The following is a 17,158-nucleotide window of genomic DNA, read 5'->3' as shown; positions in this document are numbered from 1 at the left end:
CTTTCTTATCTTTTATTAGTTTGTTACTTTATGTGTTGTACATTTTTCTAGCAATCCCTTTTCTTTTAGAACAGAGATTAACGTTTCACCCATAACTGAAGGTGTTTCAGCTACTTTAATACCGCAGCTTTCCATTGTTTTGATCTTCTCTGCTGCCGTACCTTTCCCTCCAGAAATAATGGCACCAGCATGCCCCATGCGCTTTCCAGGAGGTGCTGTTTGACCACCAATAAAGCCAACAACAGGCTTCGTCATGTTTGCTTTTACCCATTCAGCGGCTTCTTCTTCTGCTGTTCCACCGATTTCACCGATCATGATGACAGCATACGTATCAGGATCTTCATTAAATAGATTTAATACATCGATGAAGTCCGTTCCATTTACTGGATCGCCACCAATTCCTACTGCTGAAGATTGACCAATGCCATTTGTTGATAATTGATGAACAGCCTCATACGTAAGAGTACCAGAACGAGAAACTACTCCTACATGACCTTTTTTGTGAATGTAACCTGGCATAATACCAATCTTACATTCTTCTGGTGTAATTACACCTGGGCAGTTAGGTCCTACTAGGCGCGTTTTCTTACCTTGCATATAACGCTTCACACTAACCATATCCATTACTGGAATTCCTTCCGTAATACAAATAGCTAAGTCAAGTTCAGCATCTGTTGCTTCCATAATCGCATCTGCTGCAAAAGCTGGTGGTACATAAATAACTGACGCATTGGCACCGGTTGCTTTTACTGCATCTTCTACTGTATTAAATACTGGGATTCCTTCAACCTCAGTACCACCTTTACCAGGAGTAACACCCCCGACAATATTTGTACCGTATTCTACAGCTTGCTTCGTGTGGAACAAACCAGTTGCCCCTGTAATTCCTTGAACAATTACTTTTGTATCTTTATTAATAAGGATACTCATCTTTCGTCCCGCCTTTCTATTTCACTAATGAAACGATTTTTTGTGCGCCATCAGCCATTGAATCTGCAGCTGTAATATTCAATCCAGAGTCTTTCAGGATTTGTTTACCTAGCTCTACATTTGTTCCTTCTAAGCGAACGACAAGTGGAATCTCAAGACCAACTTGCTTCGTAGCCTCTACAACACCTTCAGCGATAATGTCACACTTCATAATTCCACCGAAGATGTTAACGAAAATCCCTTTAACATTTTCATCTGAAAGAATAATTTTAAAAGCCTCTGTTACCTTTTCAGCAGTAGCACCGCCACCTACATCAAGGAAGTTTGCAGGATCTCCATTGTAATGTTTAATGATGTCCATCGTTGCCATTGCAAGACCTGCACCATTTACCATACATCCGATATTTCCATCTAAAGAAATATAGCTTAAGTCATATTTTGACGCTTCAATTTCTTTAACATCTTCTTCTTCAAGATCACGATACGCAAGAATCGCTTTTTGGCGATACAAAGCGTTTGAATCGAAGTTCAATTTCGCATCTAAAGCCATAACTTTCCCGTCGCCTGTTGTAACAAGTGGATTGATTTCAGCAATTGAACAATCCTTTTCAACAAATACTTTGTATAGGCCTAACATAAATTTAACTGCCTGACCAACCAATTCTTTAGGAATGTTAATGTTAAAAGCAAGACGGCGAGCTTGGAACCCTTGTAAACCGACTGCTGGGTCTATAATCTCCTTAAAAATTTTCTCAGGAGTTGCTTCAGCTACTTCTTCAATTTCCGTTCCGCCTTCTTCTGAAGCCATTAAGACAACGCTTGAAGTAGCACGATCTAATACTAAACCGATGTAATATTCCTTTTGAATATCGCAACCTTCTTCGATAAGTAAGCGCTTTACTTCTTTGCCTTCTGGACCTGTTTGATGAGTGACAAGTGTCTTACCTAAAATTTCATTTGCATATGTACGAACTTCATCTAAATCTTTCGCAACTTTTACACCGCCAGCTTTTCCACGCCCACCTGCATGGATCTGTGCTTTAACAACATTAATCTTTGAACCTAGTTCTTTCGCTGCCTCTACTGCTTCTTCAACCGTGAATGCTACCTTACCATTTGGTACAGCAACACCGTACTCACGAAGTAGCTCTTTACCTTGATACTCGTGGATATTCATTCTCTGTCCATCCTCCTATCAGTTGCATGTATTTTCATGCCATTCTATACATTCGAGGTTGAATGGCTGAATCCTTCTTTATTCTACCATTCTTTTCTTGAATTGGGGAGGGGTAATTCCTCCCTAATTCAAATTAGTAAAAAAACTTAGACTTTTTCAGCTTTTTTACTTACTTGCTTATTAGTTTAAAAGAATGAAATCCACTTTGGTTTTTACGTATCAAAATTATTTTTTTCTTCCTTTGCTTTTACTTTTTTCTCTTTTTTCTCTTCTTCTTTTTTACGATTTAAACGTTTTGCTGCCACATATTTTGCGTCCATTTCCTGTACGGAATGGTGAATGCCAAATTCGTTTCCATACTCCTCTTTCGTATTCGATCGTTGAAATTCATTCCGATTTGATTGTCGTTTTTTCTCCATTTCCGAACTCTCCTTTCTAACATAAAAAAACTGGCTATTATCAGTATGTCCACGATGGAACAAACTACTATAACCAGTTCGTATTACGTATTTTGATCAATTTTATAAATAAATGCAAAAACTTCAGCTACTACTTCATATAATTCACTCGGGATCGCTTGATTGAGCTCAAGCTGAGCTAACATTTCGACCAATGTTTCATCTTCTTGAATGGGAATATCATGCTCTTTTGCTTTTGCAATTAACTGTTCTGCAGCCATCCCTTTACCGGTACCAATAACTTTAGGCGAAACGTCGAGATCTGGCTGATACCTTAGTGCTACAGCTTTCTTTTTATTTATCCCGTTCTGAATCATATGCGAATGTCAACTCCTTTGTAGGTAGAAGAAGATTGTTGGATTGGACCACTAGTCTTTACTTGAGCATCAGATATTTTTTTCCATGATACAGTAGACAAAAGATACTGTAAGTTAGATAAATGTGTTTGTAAGGTCGGGATTAGATGCTTCAACAATGCTTCTGGCTTTTCGTTTTCATTATAAATGGAAATGGAAACAACTCGATTTTGCACTTGAACATCCACCATTGTTTCCTCGAGTTTTTCCAGGGTGAGATAGAATACTATTCGACAATGATCAGGATCTAGCTCCCCATTTTCTTCTCTTTTTCCTTCCCATTTTATAGTTGCATCTGTTTGAAATGGCCCTAGAGCTAATGGCAAATGAAGAAGAAACTGATGATATGCTCCTGTTTGCTCATGTGCTGTAAGCTGATAAGCAGTAATTCGTGAAATGACTTCTTTCGAGAGGTTTTTCATTTCCATAGAAATATCTTGTTGTTGCAGCTGTAAGAGCAATGCCTTTAATTTTGTTGAAGTGAGGTCTTCTTTCCCCATTTCACCTCGAATGAACTTTGCTACATCATGTTCATAATCATAGCCAATTAACGAAGCAATCGATTGTATAAAAGAACCGGCATTTCTCGAAACTTGACCAGCATTGAAGCCAAAATTCTCTGTTACATCCGTCTTGAGTAATTGGTTTAAAACATTGACGGCTTGATTTGCCACCTGATTATCAGCTACCCTTAGTTTAGCAACCAATTGCGAGAGGAGTTCCCCAAATGACTGCGACTGATTGCTCGAGTGAGATGCGAGGAACCATTCTTGTGTAAGAGGGATCCCTTGTTGAATCATTGTCACCATTGTTTGTATGGCATTTGGATTGGACTGGTTAAGCTGTTTTAGTATTTGTAGTCCATTCATCACTTCGTTTCGAGTAAATAGAGTTTGTTTCGCTGTTAATTGACTTAAGATCATTTCTGATTCTTTTTTTAATGGTAACCCTAAATTTTGTACAAGATTGCTATTTGAGGCGAGTTTTGTTTGATTATCTGTAAGCACCTTTAGCTTAGGAATTCCTTTCCCGTCCTTCACTTCAAACCAATAGCGTTGCCCCACTGTTAAGGCTGCTTCAAGTTTAGCTGTTAAGTGCATTCTCCCGACCTTTAACGTCGCTAACTGATTTGGAAAAAGCTTTGTAATTTCCCCTTGAAAAAGTTGCCCTTCTTTTAGGTTAACTACTTTAGATTGTTGTGCTGGCACTCCACCTGGCTGTTGAGTTTGAATAGAAGGTTGAAACATACTTACTCACTCTCTCTTATGATGATATTAATTCCCCAATCGGTTTAAACGATTTCCGGTGCTCTTTCGTAATACCCAACTTTGAAATAGCCCCAAGGTGTTCACGTGTACCGTAACCTACATGACTTTTAAAACCATAATGCGGGAACTGCCGATCTACTTCTTCCATATATCGATCACGTGTTACTTTAGCTAAAACTGAACTAGCAGCTATTGTTATGCTTTTTGATCACCTTTTATAAGAGATGTTTGCGAGATAGTTAAATCTAGTTTCATAGCATCAAGTAAAAGGTGATCTGGCATGTAGGTTAATCCCTTTACTGCATTAGACATAGCTACTTTGGTCGATTCATAAATATTTAATTCGTCAATTTCAGCTGCATGAACCATTGCCACTGAATAGCAAATGGCTTGTTCGACAATGACATCGTAAAAAGCTTCTCGTTTTTCTTTTGATAACTTTTTAGAATCCGTTAGACCTAGTAACTTGAAATCATGCGGTAAAATGACTGCCGCTGCAACGACAGGGCCTGCAAGCGGTCCACGACCAACTTCGTCAAGACCTGCTATATGTACATACCCTTCTTTGTGTAACGCTTTTTCATACTGAGACATTTCTTTGTGCATATTTTCCAATTCTATTGTTTTTTGTTTCATTGAGTCATAGCGTTTTAGTAATTTTTGAACCCCTTTACGTTCGTCTTTCCTTAGACGTTCTACCATCGTTTCATCTATTTCTTCTCTACCTAAAAGCTCTTCTTCTAGTTGTTTAATAGAAACAGTCATATCTTCACTCCTCACTATGTATATCGGCCATTCCTCTTACATTCTCAATACTTTATATGTACTAAAAAATAAAACCGATGCAAAAGCCAATTTGGCTTGCACCGGTTTTACACATTTGTAGGTGTTTCCAATGAAATTCTCCCTAGTGTTCCCGAACGCATTTCACGTAGGATTATTTCGGCAGCCTTATCATAGTCAACATATCCGCCACCTAACAAACATCCTCGTTTTTTGCCAATTTCATCGAACAATGCGAGCCCATCATCTGGTACATCTTCAAGCTTGTATCGATTTTGAACAGATGTTGGATATTCATCTTTTAAATAATTTAAAATAAATAAAGCTATATCTTGAAAATCAAGCAATTCATCTTTAATTGCTCCTGTTGCCGCTAAACGATATCCAATAATTTGATCTTCGAACTTAGGCCATAAAATACCTGGAGTATCTAGAAGTTCTAATTCTTTTCCAACTTTTATCCATTGCTGTTTTTTTGTTACCCCAGGTCGATCGCCGACTTGAGCTGTACGCTTTGATGCTAATCTGTTAATCAAAGTCGACTTTCCAACATTCGGAATTCCTAGTATCATCGCTCGAACTGCACGAGGTTTCATTCCTTTAGAAATCATCTTATCAATGATCGGCTTAGCTAATTGCTTACATGCATTTGGGATTTTTTTCTGTCCCTTTTCCGGTTTGTGCATTTACAGCAAGCACCATTGCACCTTTTTCTTCAAAGTATGTCTTCCACTTTTCCGTTACACTTGGATCCGCTAGGTCTGCCTTGTTAAGCAATATCAATCTCGGTTTATGAGAAACAATCTCATCAATCATTGGATTACGTGAAGCGAGTGGGACTCTTGCATCAAGAAGTTCAATTACAACATCGATAAACTTTAATTTTTCCGTAACTTCTCGTCTAGCCTTGGCCATATGACCAGGAAACCATTGAATCGTCACATCTTTCACCTTCCTATCTTGCTACACGAATATTTGAAATGGGCCAGAATACGACATTAGCTTTCCCAATTACCTCGTCAATATGAATCGTGCCTATGTCTCGACTATCCTTGCTGCGCCCCCTGTTATCCCCTAAAACAAAAAGTTCATTTTCAGGAACAGTAATAGCTTGAAAATCTCTTGTTATTCTTTCGCCGCCGGACATTTGCTTTAATTCCTCAAGGTGAGGCTCGTCAATCGCTTCGCCATTCACATATAGGGTATCATCTTTAAACTCAATTACGTCTCCTGGCAATCCAATGATTCGTTTAATATAGTCTTTCCCTGCTGGAGCATGAAAAACAATAATATCGAATCGATCTGGCTTACCAAAAGAGTAGCTAATTTTGTTCACAATCATTCGATCACTATGTTCAAGAGTTGGCATCATTGATTCCCCATCAACGATAACTGGAGCAAATAAAAAATGGCGGATAACAAATGCAAGGACTAGTGCTATAACGACCGCTTTAAGCCACTCCCAAGATTCTTTCTTCTCCTTACTCATGTTAATGCCCTCCATTATGTAACGAATCATAAACATAAGTGTACCATAACTGCATGTAGATGTCGTTTGAATTATCTTATGAAAATATAGAAGGTTTTTGGTATCAATGAATTTAAAAAAGAGCTTAGTTTCCTAAGCTCTTTTCGTTGCTCTTTATCGAATTTCTTTAATACGAGCTTTTTTACCACGTAGGCTACGTAGGTAGTAAAGTTTAGCACGACGTACTTTACCGCGACGCTTCACTTCGATCTTAGCGATCTTCGGTGAATGTAATGGGAATGTACGCTCAACTCCTACACCGTACGAAATTTTACGTGCTGTGAAAGTTTCGCTAATTCCAGTACCACGACGCTTGATAACAACGCCTTCGAATAACTGGATACGTTCACGAGTACCCTCAACAACTTTAACGTGGATCACTAACGTATCACCAGGACGAAATGCCGGAAGATCAGTACGTAGTTGCTCACTTGTAATTTCACGGATAATGTTGTTCATATAATTCCACTCCTTCCATACAGATGCTCTTGATAGGTTTATGCTACAGCGGAACATCGTAATAACAGGCCTTAAGCCACAAGATCTATATTAGCACAAATAAACACCACTCACAAGTTCTATTTAATTTTTTCTAGTAAATTCGTCAATCCATTTCAGTTCTTTGTCACTAAGTGGTTTCTCTTCTAGTAAATCAGGACGTCTTTCCCAAGTTCTTCTTAATGCTTCTTTCTGTCGCCAATCCTCAATATTCTTATGATGTCCTGATAATAGAATATCCGGAACCTTCATTCCTCGAAAATCAGCAGGTCTCGTATAATGAGGATGCTCTAAAAAACCAGTCGAAAACGAATCCGTTATGGCTGACTGTTCATTACCAAGTACGCCTGGAAGAAGCCTTGTTACACTATCTGCTATCACCATCGCCCCTAACTCGCCTCCAGTTAGAACATAATCACCAATAGAAACCTCATCTGTTACAAGGTATTCTCTCACTCGTTCATCATAACCTTCATAATGTCCGCAAAGAAGAATTAGATGCTGTTCTTTACTAAATTCTTCGGCTTTCTTTTGCGTATATCTCTCCCCTTGTGGACAGAGCATAACCACTCTAGGCTTTACTTGGCCTTCTTTTACTAAATCATCGACTGCATCAAAAAAGGGTTGAGCTCTAAGTACCATCCCGGCTCCTCCACCATACGGATAATCATCTACTTTTTTATGTTTATTATCAGCGTAATCACGAAAATTCACAACTTGATAGCTAACAGCACCTGATGTTTGGGCCTGTTTTAAGATGGAAGAGCCAAAGACATTGGTAAACATTTCTGGAAAAAGAGTTAAAACATCTATTCTCATTCTAGCAAGCCTTCTAATAAATGAATTCGGATGACTTTGTTCTCTATATCTATTTCTTTGACAACATCCTCAATATATGGAAGTAAAAGATCCTTTCCTCCACCGGCCCGTTGTACCACCCACACATCATTCGCACCTGTTTCAAAAATTTCCTTTACTTTCCCCAAATTCTCTTCCGCCTCTGTTACAACCGTACAACCAATAATTTCATGATAATAAAATTCATTTTCTTCGAGTTCTTCAAGATATTCTTCAGATACGTAAAGAGTAGAACCTTTGAATGGCTCAACATCATTGATTGAATGATATCCTTCCAATTGAAGCAAATCAAAATTTTTATGTTTACGATGATGACGAACCACTACGGTCTGCTGTTTGTTGTTTTCTCCCTGAATCATCAATTTTGTGCCAACTGCATAACGATCATCTGCAAAGTCCGTTGAAGAGATCACACGAATCTCTCCTTTAACACCATGTGTATTCACAATTTTTCCTACTTTGTACCATTCACTCATCAACATTCCTACTTTCACGAATTTCTTCTATTATACCGTCTTTCACAACAATTTCAGCTGGCTGGTGCATCTCTGGCCATGGATCCCCTTTTCTTACCTCAATTATGCTAGAAACGGTTCCTTCAGACAATTCTATCCCTTCAGTTAGCGTTTCCATTTGCTTTACTTTGAATAAGATAGAAGATGCCTTTGCTTCTCGATTTTTTATATCTTTCATATATCGTGCTCGTATTTCTTGCTGATCATGCTTATTTCCGCTTTCTTTCGTTGCTTTATGTAAGTGAAATTTTAATTGCTCTATCTCACGATTAACTTGTTGTAACTTCCCTTGTAACTCCTGAATCATTTTGGCTTTTCTCTTCTTTGTTAGCACTTGCTTAATGACAACATCACGTAATAACTTCATCTAGCACCTCTTTTCATAAGAAAGTGATCATTCTAGTAAAACGAGATTGTCTAAGTAATAGAAAAAGGGAGAGGTTATCCCTCACCCTTTCCACCTGCGTTACTAATCCACGATGTCTAGCCGGACCCGTTGCGAAGGTGTTGCGGCATATACAACCGAACGGATCGCTTTTACAGTTCGACCTTGCTTCCCTATAACCTTCCCCATATCTTCAGGGTGAACAGTTAACCGTAAGTTAAGGGTTTGTCCTTCTTCAACTTCTTCAACTTGAACAAAGTCAGGCTGATCGACAATTGCTTTTACAATGTGTTCAACTAACGCTTTCATCTGATTCTCCTTTTAATCTGTCATCAAAAAAGGGAGAGGCAATGGCTCCGTATAGCAGCTTAACTGCTACTACTCGGTTACGTACATTGCTACATACAGAAAAGAAAAAGGTGAAAACATCAGCCTTTTTCTCTCTAGATATTACTTCTGGTTTTTAGCGTTGTGTAACTTTTCCATTAAACCTTCTTTAGAGAAAAGGTTACGAACTGTATCAGAAGGTTTTGCACCTTTCAACATCCAGTCAAGTGCTTTCTCTTCAGCAATATCAACCTTAGCTGGTTGAGTTAATGGGTTGTACGTTCCAATCTCTTCAATGAAACGACCATCACGCGGTGCGCGAGAATCTGCTACTACTACACGATAAAATGGGGCCTTTTTAGAACCCATACGCTTTAAACGAATTTTTACTGCCATTCGTGGGACACCTCCAAAAATATTTAACACAATTTTTTATAATATCATCAATTTTTCTAGTTATCAACTAAAAAAATGGATTTCAACGTTAAAATGGAAGTTTAAAACCTCCAAGACCTTTGCCTTTTTTCTTACCTTTGCCAGAGGTCATACCAGCCATTTGCTTCATCATTTTCTTCATATCTTCAAATTGTTTGAGAAGACGGTTAACATCTTGAATGGTTGTTCCGCTTCCTTTCGCAATTCGACGACGTCTACTTGCGTTCATAATGCTTGGGTCTTGTTTTTCTTTTTTGGTCATAGAGCGAACAATCGCTTCTACTTTCCCAATTTGCTTATCATCAACTTTTAAGTCTTTCATGCCTTTTTTATTCATACCAGGCATCATATTAAGCAATTCATCAAGCGGACCCATGCTACGAACTTGATCGAGTTGCTCAAGAAAATCGTCAAAGGTAAAATCCATTGTTCGCATTTTCTTCTCAAGCTCTCGAGCTTTTTCTTCGTCTACACTCGTTTGTGCTTTTTCAATAAGGGAAAGCACATCCCCCATTCCAAGAATTCTAGACGCCATACGGTCTGGATGGAATGGTTCGAGTTGGTCAATTTTCTCTCCCATACCCGCAAATTTAATTGGTGTGTTCGTAACAGCTTTAACAGAAATCGCAGCACCACCACGAGTATCACCATCAAGCTTTGTTAAAACAACACCCGTTACATCAAGCTGTTCATTAAAACTCTCTGCAACATTAACAGCATCTTGTCCAGTCATCGCATCGACAACAAGTAAAATCTCATCAGGTTTCGCGATCTCTTTTACTTGTTTCAACTCATCCATTAGAGTTTCATCAATATGCAAGCGACCAGCTGTATCAATTAAAACATAATCATGATGATCTTCCTTTGCCTTTTCAATTGCCTGCTTGGCAATTTCTACAGGACTGACTTGATCACCAAGTGAGAAGACAGGCATATTTAGTTGCTTCCCTAACGTCTCTAGCTGCTTAATCGCAGCAGGTCGGTATATATCAGCCGCAACAAGAAGTGGCTGTCTGTTATGCTTTTTACGCAAATGGTTAGCAAGCTTTGCTGTAGTTGTCGTTTTTCCGGCCCCTTGAAGACCAACCATCATAACAACTGTTGGCGATTTTGCTGCAACAGCAATTTTACTTTGCTCACCGCCCATTAATGCTGTTAACTCTTCATTTACAACTTTAATGACTTGTTGTCCAGGCGTTAAGCTTTTCATTACTTCTTGCCCAAGTGCTTTTTCTTTCACACTTGCAATAAACTGTTTGACAACTTTAAAGTTAACATCCGCTTCTAGTAAGGCTAAACGAACTTCACGCATCATTTCTTTAACGTCAGTCTCGCTTACCTTTCCTTTTCCACGAATTTTGGTTAACGTCCCTTGCAGTCGTTCCGCTAAACCTTCAAAAGCCATGTTGTCGCCTCCTAGTCTAATTTCTCAAGAGAATCAATCAGTAACATGATCTCTTCAGGAGTCGCATTTTCTTCAACTGCCGATTTCATTTGAGTTAACAGTTGTGTACGCTTTTCGAATTTCGAAAGAAGCATCAACTTCACTTCGTAATCTTCTAACATTGCTTCTGTGCGCTTAATGTTATCATATACGGCTTGGCGACTAACCTCAAACTCCTCAGCAATCTCACCTAACGAGAAATCGTCAAGGTAGTACAATGACATATACTTTCGTTGCTTCTGTGTTAGCAGTGACTGATAGAAGTCAAATAGATAATTCATTCTAAACGTCTTATCTAACACACAACCAACCCCTTGTTAAGTGAATTACCTTTACGAGATATCATGTTACAACATCTAGGTTTATGTGTCAAGTTTTTTTCTTAACATTCATTTCATTCTTCCTCTTCTACTTCAGCTTCTACTAACTCTCGAAACAATCCGTAGACAAATTGTTCTGCATCAAATACCTGAAGGTCATCCATTTGCTCACCAAGCCCAACAAACTTAACAGGAATATCAAGTTCATGGCGGATGGCAAGCACAATCCCTCCTTTGGCTGTCCCGTCTAACTTTGTTAAAACAATGCCAGATACATCCGTTGCTTTACCAAATGTCTTTGCTTGAGACATCGCATTTTGACCTGTTGTTGCATCTAAAACAAGCAGAACCTCATGGGGAGCTCCTGGAACTTCACGTTCAATAACCCGCTTTACTTTTTCAAGTTCATTCATAAGATTAACTTTGTTTTGAAGTCGTCCAGCAGTATCACATAATAAAACATCTATATTACGCGATTTTGCAGCCTGTAAGGCATCATACATAACAGCTGCTGGGTCCGATCCTTCTTGCTGCTTAATAACGTCAACTCCAACACGTTCTCCCCATACTTCTAACTGTTCAATAGCTCCTGCACGGAACGTATCTCCAGCTGCCATCATAACGGATTTGCCTTGTTGTTTTAGATGATGAGCTAACTTTCCAATTGAAGTTGTTTTTCCAACTCCATTTACACCAACAACTAAAATAACCGTCATTCCATTTTCTTGTATGTTGAGGCTTGTATCATCACCTTCTTTTTCTAAGAGCTCGGCTAGCTTTTCTGAAATAACAGGTTGTATTTCCTTCGTATCCTTTATATTACGTAAACGAACTTCATCTTTTAAGTCATCAATTAAATCCATAACAGTCGTAACACCTACATCAGAACTAATGAGAAGTTCTTCCAATTCCTCAAAAAAGTCTTCATCTACTTTTCGATACTTGTAAACCAACTCATTCATTTTCCCAACAAAGGATTCACGTGTTTTCTCTAATCCTTCTTTAAACTTATCTGTGACTTCTGTTGTTTGATTCGTTATTTTGTCTTTTAATTTCTTAAAAAAACTCATTGCGATCACCTTGCCCTTCTTAAGTAGATTTCAATATATATATAATTCGAACCTAACTAACTCTCTATTAGTTCTTTCGTTTCCTCTAATTTAACCGAAACAAGACGAGACACACCAGACTCCTGCATCGTAACCCCATACAAGACATCTGCTTCTTCCATTGTACCTTTCCGGTGAGTAATAACAATAAATTGCGTAGCTCCACTAAAGTCTTTTAAGAAATTGGCAAAACGGCTAACGTTTGCTTCATCAAGGGCTGCCTCTACCTCATCTAGTACACAAAACGGTACAGGTCGTACCTTTAAGATTGCAAACAAAAGTCCAATAGCGGTTAAGGACCTTTCCCCACCTGATAATAAGGCTAAGTTTTGCATTTTCTTCCCAGGTGGCTTTGCCAAGATCTCTACACCCGTATGAAGCAAATTATCTGGTTCCGTTAACACTAAATCAGCTTGGCCACCACCAAATAATTGCTTAAAAACAGTTTGAAAATGTGCACGTATTTGAACATAAGAGTCATGAAATCTCTTTGTCATTTCTTCATCCATTTCAGAAATAACATCGTGCAACGTTGTTTTGGCTGTAAATAGATCTTGCTGTTGTTCAGTCAAGAACTCAAATCTTTCTCTCACTCGCTCATATTCCTCAATGGCTCCAAGATTGACCGTCCCTAACTCTTCAATCGCAAGTTTAATCAGCTTTACTTTTGTCCTTGCTTCTTCAGGCGGAAGCGCCAGTTCATATTGACTTTTCGCTGCTTCAAATGACAATTCATATTCTTCGCGAAGGTGAGTAAGTCGATTATCAAGCTCTACATCCATTCGATTTACTTTCACTTCTATTTTCCGACATGTATCCGCTAAAGTAACAAGTTCTACCTGCTCACCTTTTAATTTATGTTCTAAATCTGCATAATTTGCTTCTACCTCTGCACGCTCTTCCTTCATCTTTGAAATGGCTTCTGATAATTCCACTTTTCGCTTACGCTTTTCTTCAATCGTTGAATCAAGGCTTGTCTCACCATCAGAACGATTTGTCATCTCACCAAGTAACAAGTCATAATGATCTTTCAGTTCTTTTAACTCTTCTTCTAATGCCTCTTTACTCCTACTTAACGCTTTTAACCGTTCATCTATTGAATGATAACGTTCTTTAGCCGTTGCCAAATCAATTTTTTCCTGCATTAATTCTTCTTTTAAATTTTCTTTTGTTTCCCTCTGCATTTGCTGGTCTTGTTCTAAATGCTTTACTTTTTTCTCCAACTTAGAAGCTTCGTTTGTTGCCACTTCATATGATGTTTCGAGTTCAATTATTCTATTTTTTAGACGATCAATTTCTTCTTTAAAGCCTACTTTATCTCGGTCAAAACGAGAAAATTGTTCTTGAGATCGCTCTACCTCTCGTTCTAACTCACGAACAGCTGATTTTGCATCTTGAAAATCCTGTCTTGCTACTTCCCCTTTTGTTCGAAGTTCTTCTAGTGCTTGTTCCATTTGTAATTGAGTTTGCTTCAGCCCTTTTACCTCTTGTTCTAACTTTGTTGTACCAGCTTTTAATGTAACTAGCTTACCTTGTAAATCTTCTAGTTCTCTTTTGCGTCCTAGTAACGGTGTTTGCTTCTGCTTAACAGACCCACCAGTCATCGATCCACCTGGATTCACCACATCTCCTTCGATGGTTACAATTCGAAAACGATGTCCAGATAGTTTCGCTATTTCATTTGCACCTTGTAAATCTTTTGCAATAATGACGTTTCCTAATAAATTGTAAACGATTGACTCATACATGTTTTCATATGTTAGCAATGAAGCTGCAACACCGATAAAAGATGAATGTTTATTCATTTGCGCAAGCTGAAAATCAGGAATAACTTTTGGTTTAATGACTGGGAGTGGCAAAAAAGTAGCTCGTCCAATTCGATTTTGTTTTAAAAACTGAATCGCTAACCTTGCATCTGCTTCAGATTTCATCACAATATGTTGAGACGCCCCCCCTAAAGCAACCTCAATCGCTGTTTCATATGATTTAGGAACTTGTAATAATTCAGCTACGGCACCAATAACCCCAGAAAGCTTTCCTCCTCTTGCCTTTAATACTTCTTTAACCCCATGAAAGAAGCCAGAGAAATCAGCTTGCATCTCCTCTAACACATCAGCACGCGATTGAATTTTTTGGATCATTTGATACGTTTCATACAACTGCGTTTGTTTTTTTTGATACCGCTCTTTATCTTGTTCATATTGTCGCGATACTTGTCGGTACTCTTCTCCTATTTTTTCTAACTGCCGTTCTTTTTCACTCATATTTTCTTTTTCGGCTTTTGCCTTCAACTGTATTCGTTGTCGCTCTGTAAGTAAATCCTCATTTTCAAGCAAGAGTCGCTGCTGTCTTCCTTCTTGGTTGCTAAGCTGTTCTTCTAAATAACGCTTTTCATTGCGAATACTCGCTTGTTCATTTAGCACTTCAATATAATCGGCCTTTAACTGATCAATCTCTTCTTCTATATCAACATTTGACCGTTCAACTAGCAGTTGTTTACTTTCTACAGCGTCTTTTAATGCATTTAGTTTTTGACGCGCTTCACTTGAGGCAACTTGTTCTTTTTTCCAATCATTTTTGACATTTGCTAACTGAATCGTCTTCTCTTCTATAGAGCGCTGCAGCTGCTCTTTATTTTGTGATGCGTTCTTTTTTCTTTCTTTTAGAACTTCTCGCTTCCCCTCACTTTTCTCAAGATCCTCACTCGTACGTAGAAGTTCATCTTGCAAATTTGTGAAAGCCGAAGATAATTGACTCGTCTTTTCTCTTAATTCAATCCGTAAACGTTCCATCTCATCTAATCTCTTTTGGCGCTCATCATAAGAAATAACTAAACGTTGTAGTTCGTTTTTCTTTTCGGTCCAAGTTTCATGTAATTCATCAATCTCATGAACGAGAAGAGCAATATCCACTTCCTTTAATTCAGACCGCTTATGTAAATAATCTTTAGCAATAGATGCCTGAATTTCTAATGGCTCCACTTGTCCTTCAAGTTCATGTAAAATATCTTCCACTCGATAAAGGTTTTCTTGTGTTTCTTGTAGGCGTTTTTCCGCTTTTACTTTTCTTGTTTTGTATTTTAAAACACCTGCTGCTTCTTCAAAAATAACGCGGCGATCCTCTGCTTTGTTACTTAAGATTTCTTCTACCTTGCCTTGCCCTATAATAGAATAGGCTTCTCTACCTAAACCAGAATCAAGAAATAAATCAACGATATCTTTTAATCTGCATGTTTGTTTGTTGATTAAATATTCACTTTCTCCCGTTCGGTATACTCTTCTTGTCACACTAACTTCACTATAATCTATCGAAAGATGTTGATCTTCATTATCTAAAATCAAACTAACTTCTGCGTAATTTAATGGTTTTCTACTATCGCTACCGGCAAATATAATGTCTTCCATTTTTGACCCACGTAAAGATTTAGCTGACTGTTCACCTAACACCCAGCGAATGCTATCTGAAATATTACTTTTTCCACTTCCATTCGGTCCAACTACTGCTGTTACACCTGGTACAAAATCAATATTGATTTGTTCAGCAAAAGATTTGAACCCAACGACTTCAAGTCGCTTGAGGAACATATTCCTTCCCCCTTACTTTAATTAACAACAATCTATTTTACCATAGCTATAGCCTGAATTACAGATGAATGGGACAAACTAATGGACAGTATGGTACGATACTTACATAAACCAAACAGGGGTGAATGAAGCACATGAATCTAGACGTCAATACACGTGATAACATTGAATACATGATTGAAGAGATTAAAAACAAACTACAAATTGTAAATGCTGGTGCCCTTAACTCAAAAAGCTTTGATACTGAACAATATGAAGATCTTCGTGACATTTATGAAATGATTAAAAAGAAATCTTCTTTCTCCGTAAGTGAGCTAGATGCCATCGTAACCGAACTAGGAAAACTACGCAAATAGCCAGGAAGCTTTTGAACGCAAACAAAAAGTCCTCTCGAATTGTCATTATGAGAGGACTTTTTTGTTATTTTAACTTTTCTTGCTCACTTAACTTCATTAAGGCTTGTTGCGCAGCGTGTTGCTCTGCTTCTTTCTTTGAACGCCCAGTTCCAATTCCAAGAGCTGCTTCATTCAACTGTACCTCTGAGACAAACTCTCGATTATGTGCCGGACCTCTTTCTTGTACGATAATGTATTGGATCTGTCCTAGGTTATCACGTTGAATGAACTCTTGAAGCTGACTTTTGAAATCCATCATATGAGAAAAAGCACCCTCATTAATTTTTGGATACATCGTATCATTCAAAAATTTCAGTACAGAATCTAATCCTTGATCAAGATAAAGAGCACCAATAAACGCTTCAAATACATCTGCTAATAGAGCTGGTCTTGCACGACCACCTGTCATTTCTTCTCCTTTTCCTAACAGCACAATCTCCCCAAATTTTAACTCAAGTGCAAATTGGGCAAGTGACGGCTCACAAACAATAGATGCTCGCAGTTTCGTCATATCCCCTTCACTCATCGTTTTAAATTTCTTAAATAAAAACTGTGAGACGGAAAGCTCTAGTACAGCATCTCCTAAAAACTCTAAACGTTCATTATCTTGAAAAGAATAAATTCGGTGCTCATTCACATAGGATGAATGGGTGAAAGCTTGAATTAAAAGCTTTTTGTTTTCAAAAGTCAACTCAGTTCGCTGCATTAAATCATCAAACTGTTTTTTCTGTTCTTCTGTAAGAATCATTTTACGATTTCCCCGTCTTCGATCATTTGAATAATGGGAC

At 38.2% G+C, this 17,158-nt stretch carries 18 protein-coding genes and 2 pseudogenes; 1 reads left to right on the top strand and 19 read right to left on the bottom strand.

The annotated features are described in order from the left end of the window. Nucleotides 1–15: 15 nt before the first annotated feature. The 18 genes and pseudogenes from sucD to smc all read right to left on the bottom strand — a co-directional run bounded on the left by sucD (nucleotide 16) and on the right by smc (nucleotide 15,975). Nucleotides 16–930, bottom strand: a complete 915-nt coding sequence (gene sucD / locus JCM9140_RS00670; protein ID WP_034740920.1) for a succinate--CoA ligase subunit alpha — start codon at nucleotides 928–930, stop codon at nucleotides 16–18. Nucleotides 931–946: 16 nt separating this feature from the next. Further along, entirely contained in the window at nucleotides 947–2,107 is a 1,161-nt protein-coding gene (gene sucC, locus JCM9140_RS00665; protein ID WP_034740918.1) for an ADP-forming succinate--CoA ligase subunit beta, read from the bottom strand. A 212-nt stretch (nucleotides 2,108–2,319) separates the two neighbouring features. Further along, the gene (locus tag JCM9140_RS00660) at nucleotides 2,320–2,526 is read right to left on the bottom strand and encodes a hypothetical protein (RefSeq protein ID WP_034740915.1); all 207 of its coding nucleotides are present in this window, start codon (nucleotides 2,524–2,526) and stop codon (nucleotides 2,320–2,322) included. 83 nt (nucleotides 2,527–2,609) lie between these two features. After that, nucleotides 2,610–2,882, bottom strand: a complete 273-nt coding sequence (locus tag JCM9140_RS00655; protein WP_034740912.1) for an EscU/YscU/HrcU family type III secretion system export apparatus switch protein — start codon at nucleotides 2,880–2,882, stop codon at nucleotides 2,610–2,612. Next, entirely contained in the window at nucleotides 2,879–4,168 is a 1,290-nt protein-coding gene (locus JCM9140_RS00650; protein WP_034740910.1) for a hypothetical protein, read from the bottom strand. Before JCM9140_RS00650 ends, JCM9140_RS00655 begins: the two co-directional genes overlap by 4 nt. Before the next feature lie 16 nt (nucleotides 4,169–4,184). Further along, nucleotides 4,185–4,954, bottom strand: a pseudogene (rnhB, locus tag JCM9140_RS00645) (ribonuclease HII). A gap of 107 nt (nucleotides 4,955–5,061) precedes the next feature. Next, nucleotides 5,062–5,914, bottom strand: a pseudogene (gene ylqF, locus JCM9140_RS00640) (ribosome biogenesis GTPase YlqF). 13 nt (nucleotides 5,915–5,927) lie between these two features. Then, complete coding sequence (lepB, locus tag JCM9140_RS00635; protein ID WP_034740908.1) at nucleotides 5,928–6,461, bottom strand: signal peptidase I; 534 nt, start codon at nucleotides 6,459–6,461, stop codon at nucleotides 5,928–5,930. A 153-nt stretch (nucleotides 6,462–6,614) separates the two neighbouring features. Next, the gene (gene rplS / locus JCM9140_RS00630) at nucleotides 6,615–6,959 is read right to left on the bottom strand and encodes a 50S ribosomal protein L19 (RefSeq protein ID WP_034740905.1); all 345 of its coding nucleotides are present in this window, start codon (nucleotides 6,957–6,959) and stop codon (nucleotides 6,615–6,617) included. 123 nt (nucleotides 6,960–7,082) lie between these two features. Next, a complete protein-coding gene (gene trmD, locus JCM9140_RS00625; protein WP_034740903.1) occupies nucleotides 7,083–7,817 on the bottom strand; it encodes a tRNA (guanosine(37)-N1)-methyltransferase TrmD in 735 nt (244 codons plus the stop codon). Continuing rightward, nucleotides 7,814–8,332, bottom strand: coding sequence for a ribosome maturation factor RimM (rimM, locus tag JCM9140_RS00620; RefSeq protein WP_034740900.1), 519 nt, complete (start codon nucleotides 8,330–8,332; stop codon nucleotides 7,814–7,816). The genes trmD and rimM overlap by 4 nt, the downstream gene beginning before the upstream one ends. Continuing rightward, nucleotides 8,325–8,738 (bottom strand): YlqD family protein, encoded by a 414-nt coding sequence (locus JCM9140_RS00615; RefSeq protein WP_034740897.1) that lies wholly within the window; start codon nucleotides 8,736–8,738, stop codon nucleotides 8,325–8,327. Before JCM9140_RS00615 ends, rimM begins: the two co-directional genes overlap by 8 nt. Nucleotides 8,739–8,840: 102 nt before the next feature. After that, nucleotides 8,841–9,065 carry a KH domain-containing protein gene (locus tag JCM9140_RS00610; RefSeq protein WP_034740894.1) on the bottom strand — a complete coding sequence of 75 codons (225 nt, stop codon included), beginning with the start codon at nucleotides 9,063–9,065 and terminating at the stop codon, nucleotides 8,841–8,843. A 141-nt stretch (nucleotides 9,066–9,206) separates the two neighbouring features. Further along, on the bottom strand, nucleotides 9,207–9,479 hold the full coding sequence (rpsP, locus tag JCM9140_RS00605) for a 30S ribosomal protein S16 (protein ID WP_034629696.1): 273 nt from the start codon (nucleotides 9,477–9,479) through the stop codon (nucleotides 9,207–9,209). A gap of 88 nt (nucleotides 9,480–9,567) precedes the next feature. Then, nucleotides 9,568–10,923 (bottom strand): signal recognition particle protein, encoded by a 1,356-nt coding sequence (gene ffh / locus JCM9140_RS00600; protein ID WP_034740891.1) that lies wholly within the window; start codon nucleotides 10,921–10,923, stop codon nucleotides 9,568–9,570. 11 nt (nucleotides 10,924–10,934) lie between these two features. Beyond that, complete coding sequence (locus JCM9140_RS00595; protein ID WP_034740887.1) at nucleotides 10,935–11,264, bottom strand: putative DNA-binding protein; 330 nt, start codon at nucleotides 11,262–11,264, stop codon at nucleotides 10,935–10,937. A 92-nt stretch (nucleotides 11,265–11,356) separates the two neighbouring features. Continuing rightward, nucleotides 11,357–12,352 carry a signal recognition particle-docking protein FtsY gene (ftsY, locus tag JCM9140_RS00590; RefSeq protein WP_034740884.1) on the bottom strand — a complete coding sequence of 332 codons (996 nt, stop codon included), beginning with the start codon at nucleotides 12,350–12,352 and terminating at the stop codon, nucleotides 11,357–11,359. Nucleotides 12,353–12,408: 56 nt separating this feature from the next. After that, a complete protein-coding gene (gene smc / locus JCM9140_RS00585; protein ID WP_034740882.1) occupies nucleotides 12,409–15,975 on the bottom strand; it encodes a chromosome segregation protein SMC in 3,567 nt (1,188 codons plus the stop codon). Nucleotides 15,976–16,109: 134 nt separating this feature from the next. Here smc and JCM9140_RS00580 point away from each other — a divergent pair, with 134 nt between their 5' ends. Further along, a complete protein-coding gene (locus JCM9140_RS00580) occupies nucleotides 16,110–16,331 on the top strand; it encodes a DUF1128 domain-containing protein (protein WP_034740880.1) in 222 nt (73 codons plus the stop codon). 64 nt (nucleotides 16,332–16,395) lie between these two features. Here the strand turns inward: JCM9140_RS00580 and rnc are convergent, their stop codons facing one another. Next, nucleotides 16,396–17,118: a ribonuclease III gene (rnc, locus tag JCM9140_RS00575; protein WP_034741293.1), complete on the bottom strand. Its 723-nt coding sequence runs from the start codon at nucleotides 17,116–17,118 to the stop codon at nucleotides 16,396–16,398. Nucleotides 17,119–17,158: the final 40 nt, after the last annotated feature.

The sequence above is a fragment of the Halalkalibacter wakoensis JCM 9140 genome (assembly GCF_000513095.1).
Classification (GTDB): Bacteria; Bacillota; Bacilli; order Bacillales; family Bacillaceae_D; genus Halalkalibacter; species Halalkalibacter wakoensis.
This window is presented reverse-complemented; position numbering and strand designations above follow the sequence as displayed.

Coding starts and splice junctions, on each gene's coding strand:
- sucD (WP_034740920.1), bottom strand. CDS start 930: ATGAGTATCCTTATTAATAAAGATACAAAAGTAATTGTTCAAGGAATT.
- sucC (WP_034740918.1), bottom strand. CDS start 2,107: ATGAATATCCACGAGTATCAAGGTAAAGAGCTACTTCGTGAGTACGGT.
- JCM9140_RS00660 (WP_034740915.1), bottom strand. CDS start 2,526: ATGGAGAAAAAACGACAATCAAATCGGAATGAATTTCAACGATCGAAT.
- JCM9140_RS00655 (WP_034740912.1), bottom strand. CDS start 2,882: ATGATTCAGAACGGGATAAATAAAAAGAAAGCTGTAGCACTAAGGTAT.
- JCM9140_RS00650 (WP_034740910.1), bottom strand. CDS start 4,168: ATGTTTCAACCTTCTATTCAAACTCAACAGCCAGGTGGAGTGCCAGCA.
- lepB (WP_034740908.1), bottom strand. CDS start 6,461: ATGAGTAAGGAGAAGAAAGAATCTTGGGAGTGGCTTAAAGCGGTCGTT.
- rplS (WP_034740905.1), bottom strand. CDS start 6,959: ATGAACAACATTATCCGTGAAATTACAAGTGAGCAACTACGTACTGAT.
- trmD (WP_034740903.1), bottom strand. CDS start 7,817: ATGAGAATAGATGTTTTAACTCTTTTTCCAGAAATGTTTACCAATGTC.
- rimM (WP_034740900.1), bottom strand. CDS start 8,332: ATGAGTGAATGGTACAAAGTAGGAAAAATTGTGAATACACATGGTGTT.
- JCM9140_RS00615 (WP_034740897.1), bottom strand. CDS start 8,738: ATGAAGTTATTACGTGATGTTGTCATTAAGCAAGTGCTAACAAAGAAG.
- JCM9140_RS00610 (WP_034740894.1), bottom strand. CDS start 9,065: ATGAAAGCGTTAGTTGAACACATTGTAAAAGCAATTGTCGATCAGCCT.
- rpsP (WP_034629696.1), bottom strand. CDS start 9,479: ATGGCAGTAAAAATTCGTTTAAAGCGTATGGGTTCTAAAAAGGCCCCA.
- ffh (WP_034740891.1), bottom strand. CDS start 10,923: ATGGCTTTTGAAGGTTTAGCGGAACGACTGCAAGGGACGTTAACCAAA.
- ftsY (WP_034740884.1), bottom strand. CDS start 12,352: ATGAGTTTTTTTAAGAAATTAAAAGACAAAATAACGAATCAAACAACA.
- smc (WP_034740882.1), bottom strand. CDS start 15,975: ATGTTCCTCAAGCGACTTGAAGTCGTTGGGTTCAAATCTTTTGCTGAA.
- JCM9140_RS00580 (WP_034740880.1), top strand. CDS start 16,110: ATGAATCTAGACGTCAATACACGTGATAACATTGAATACATGATTGAA.
- rnc (WP_034741293.1), bottom strand. CDS start 17,118: ATGATTCTTACAGAAGAACAGAAAAAACAGTTTGATGATTTAATGCAG.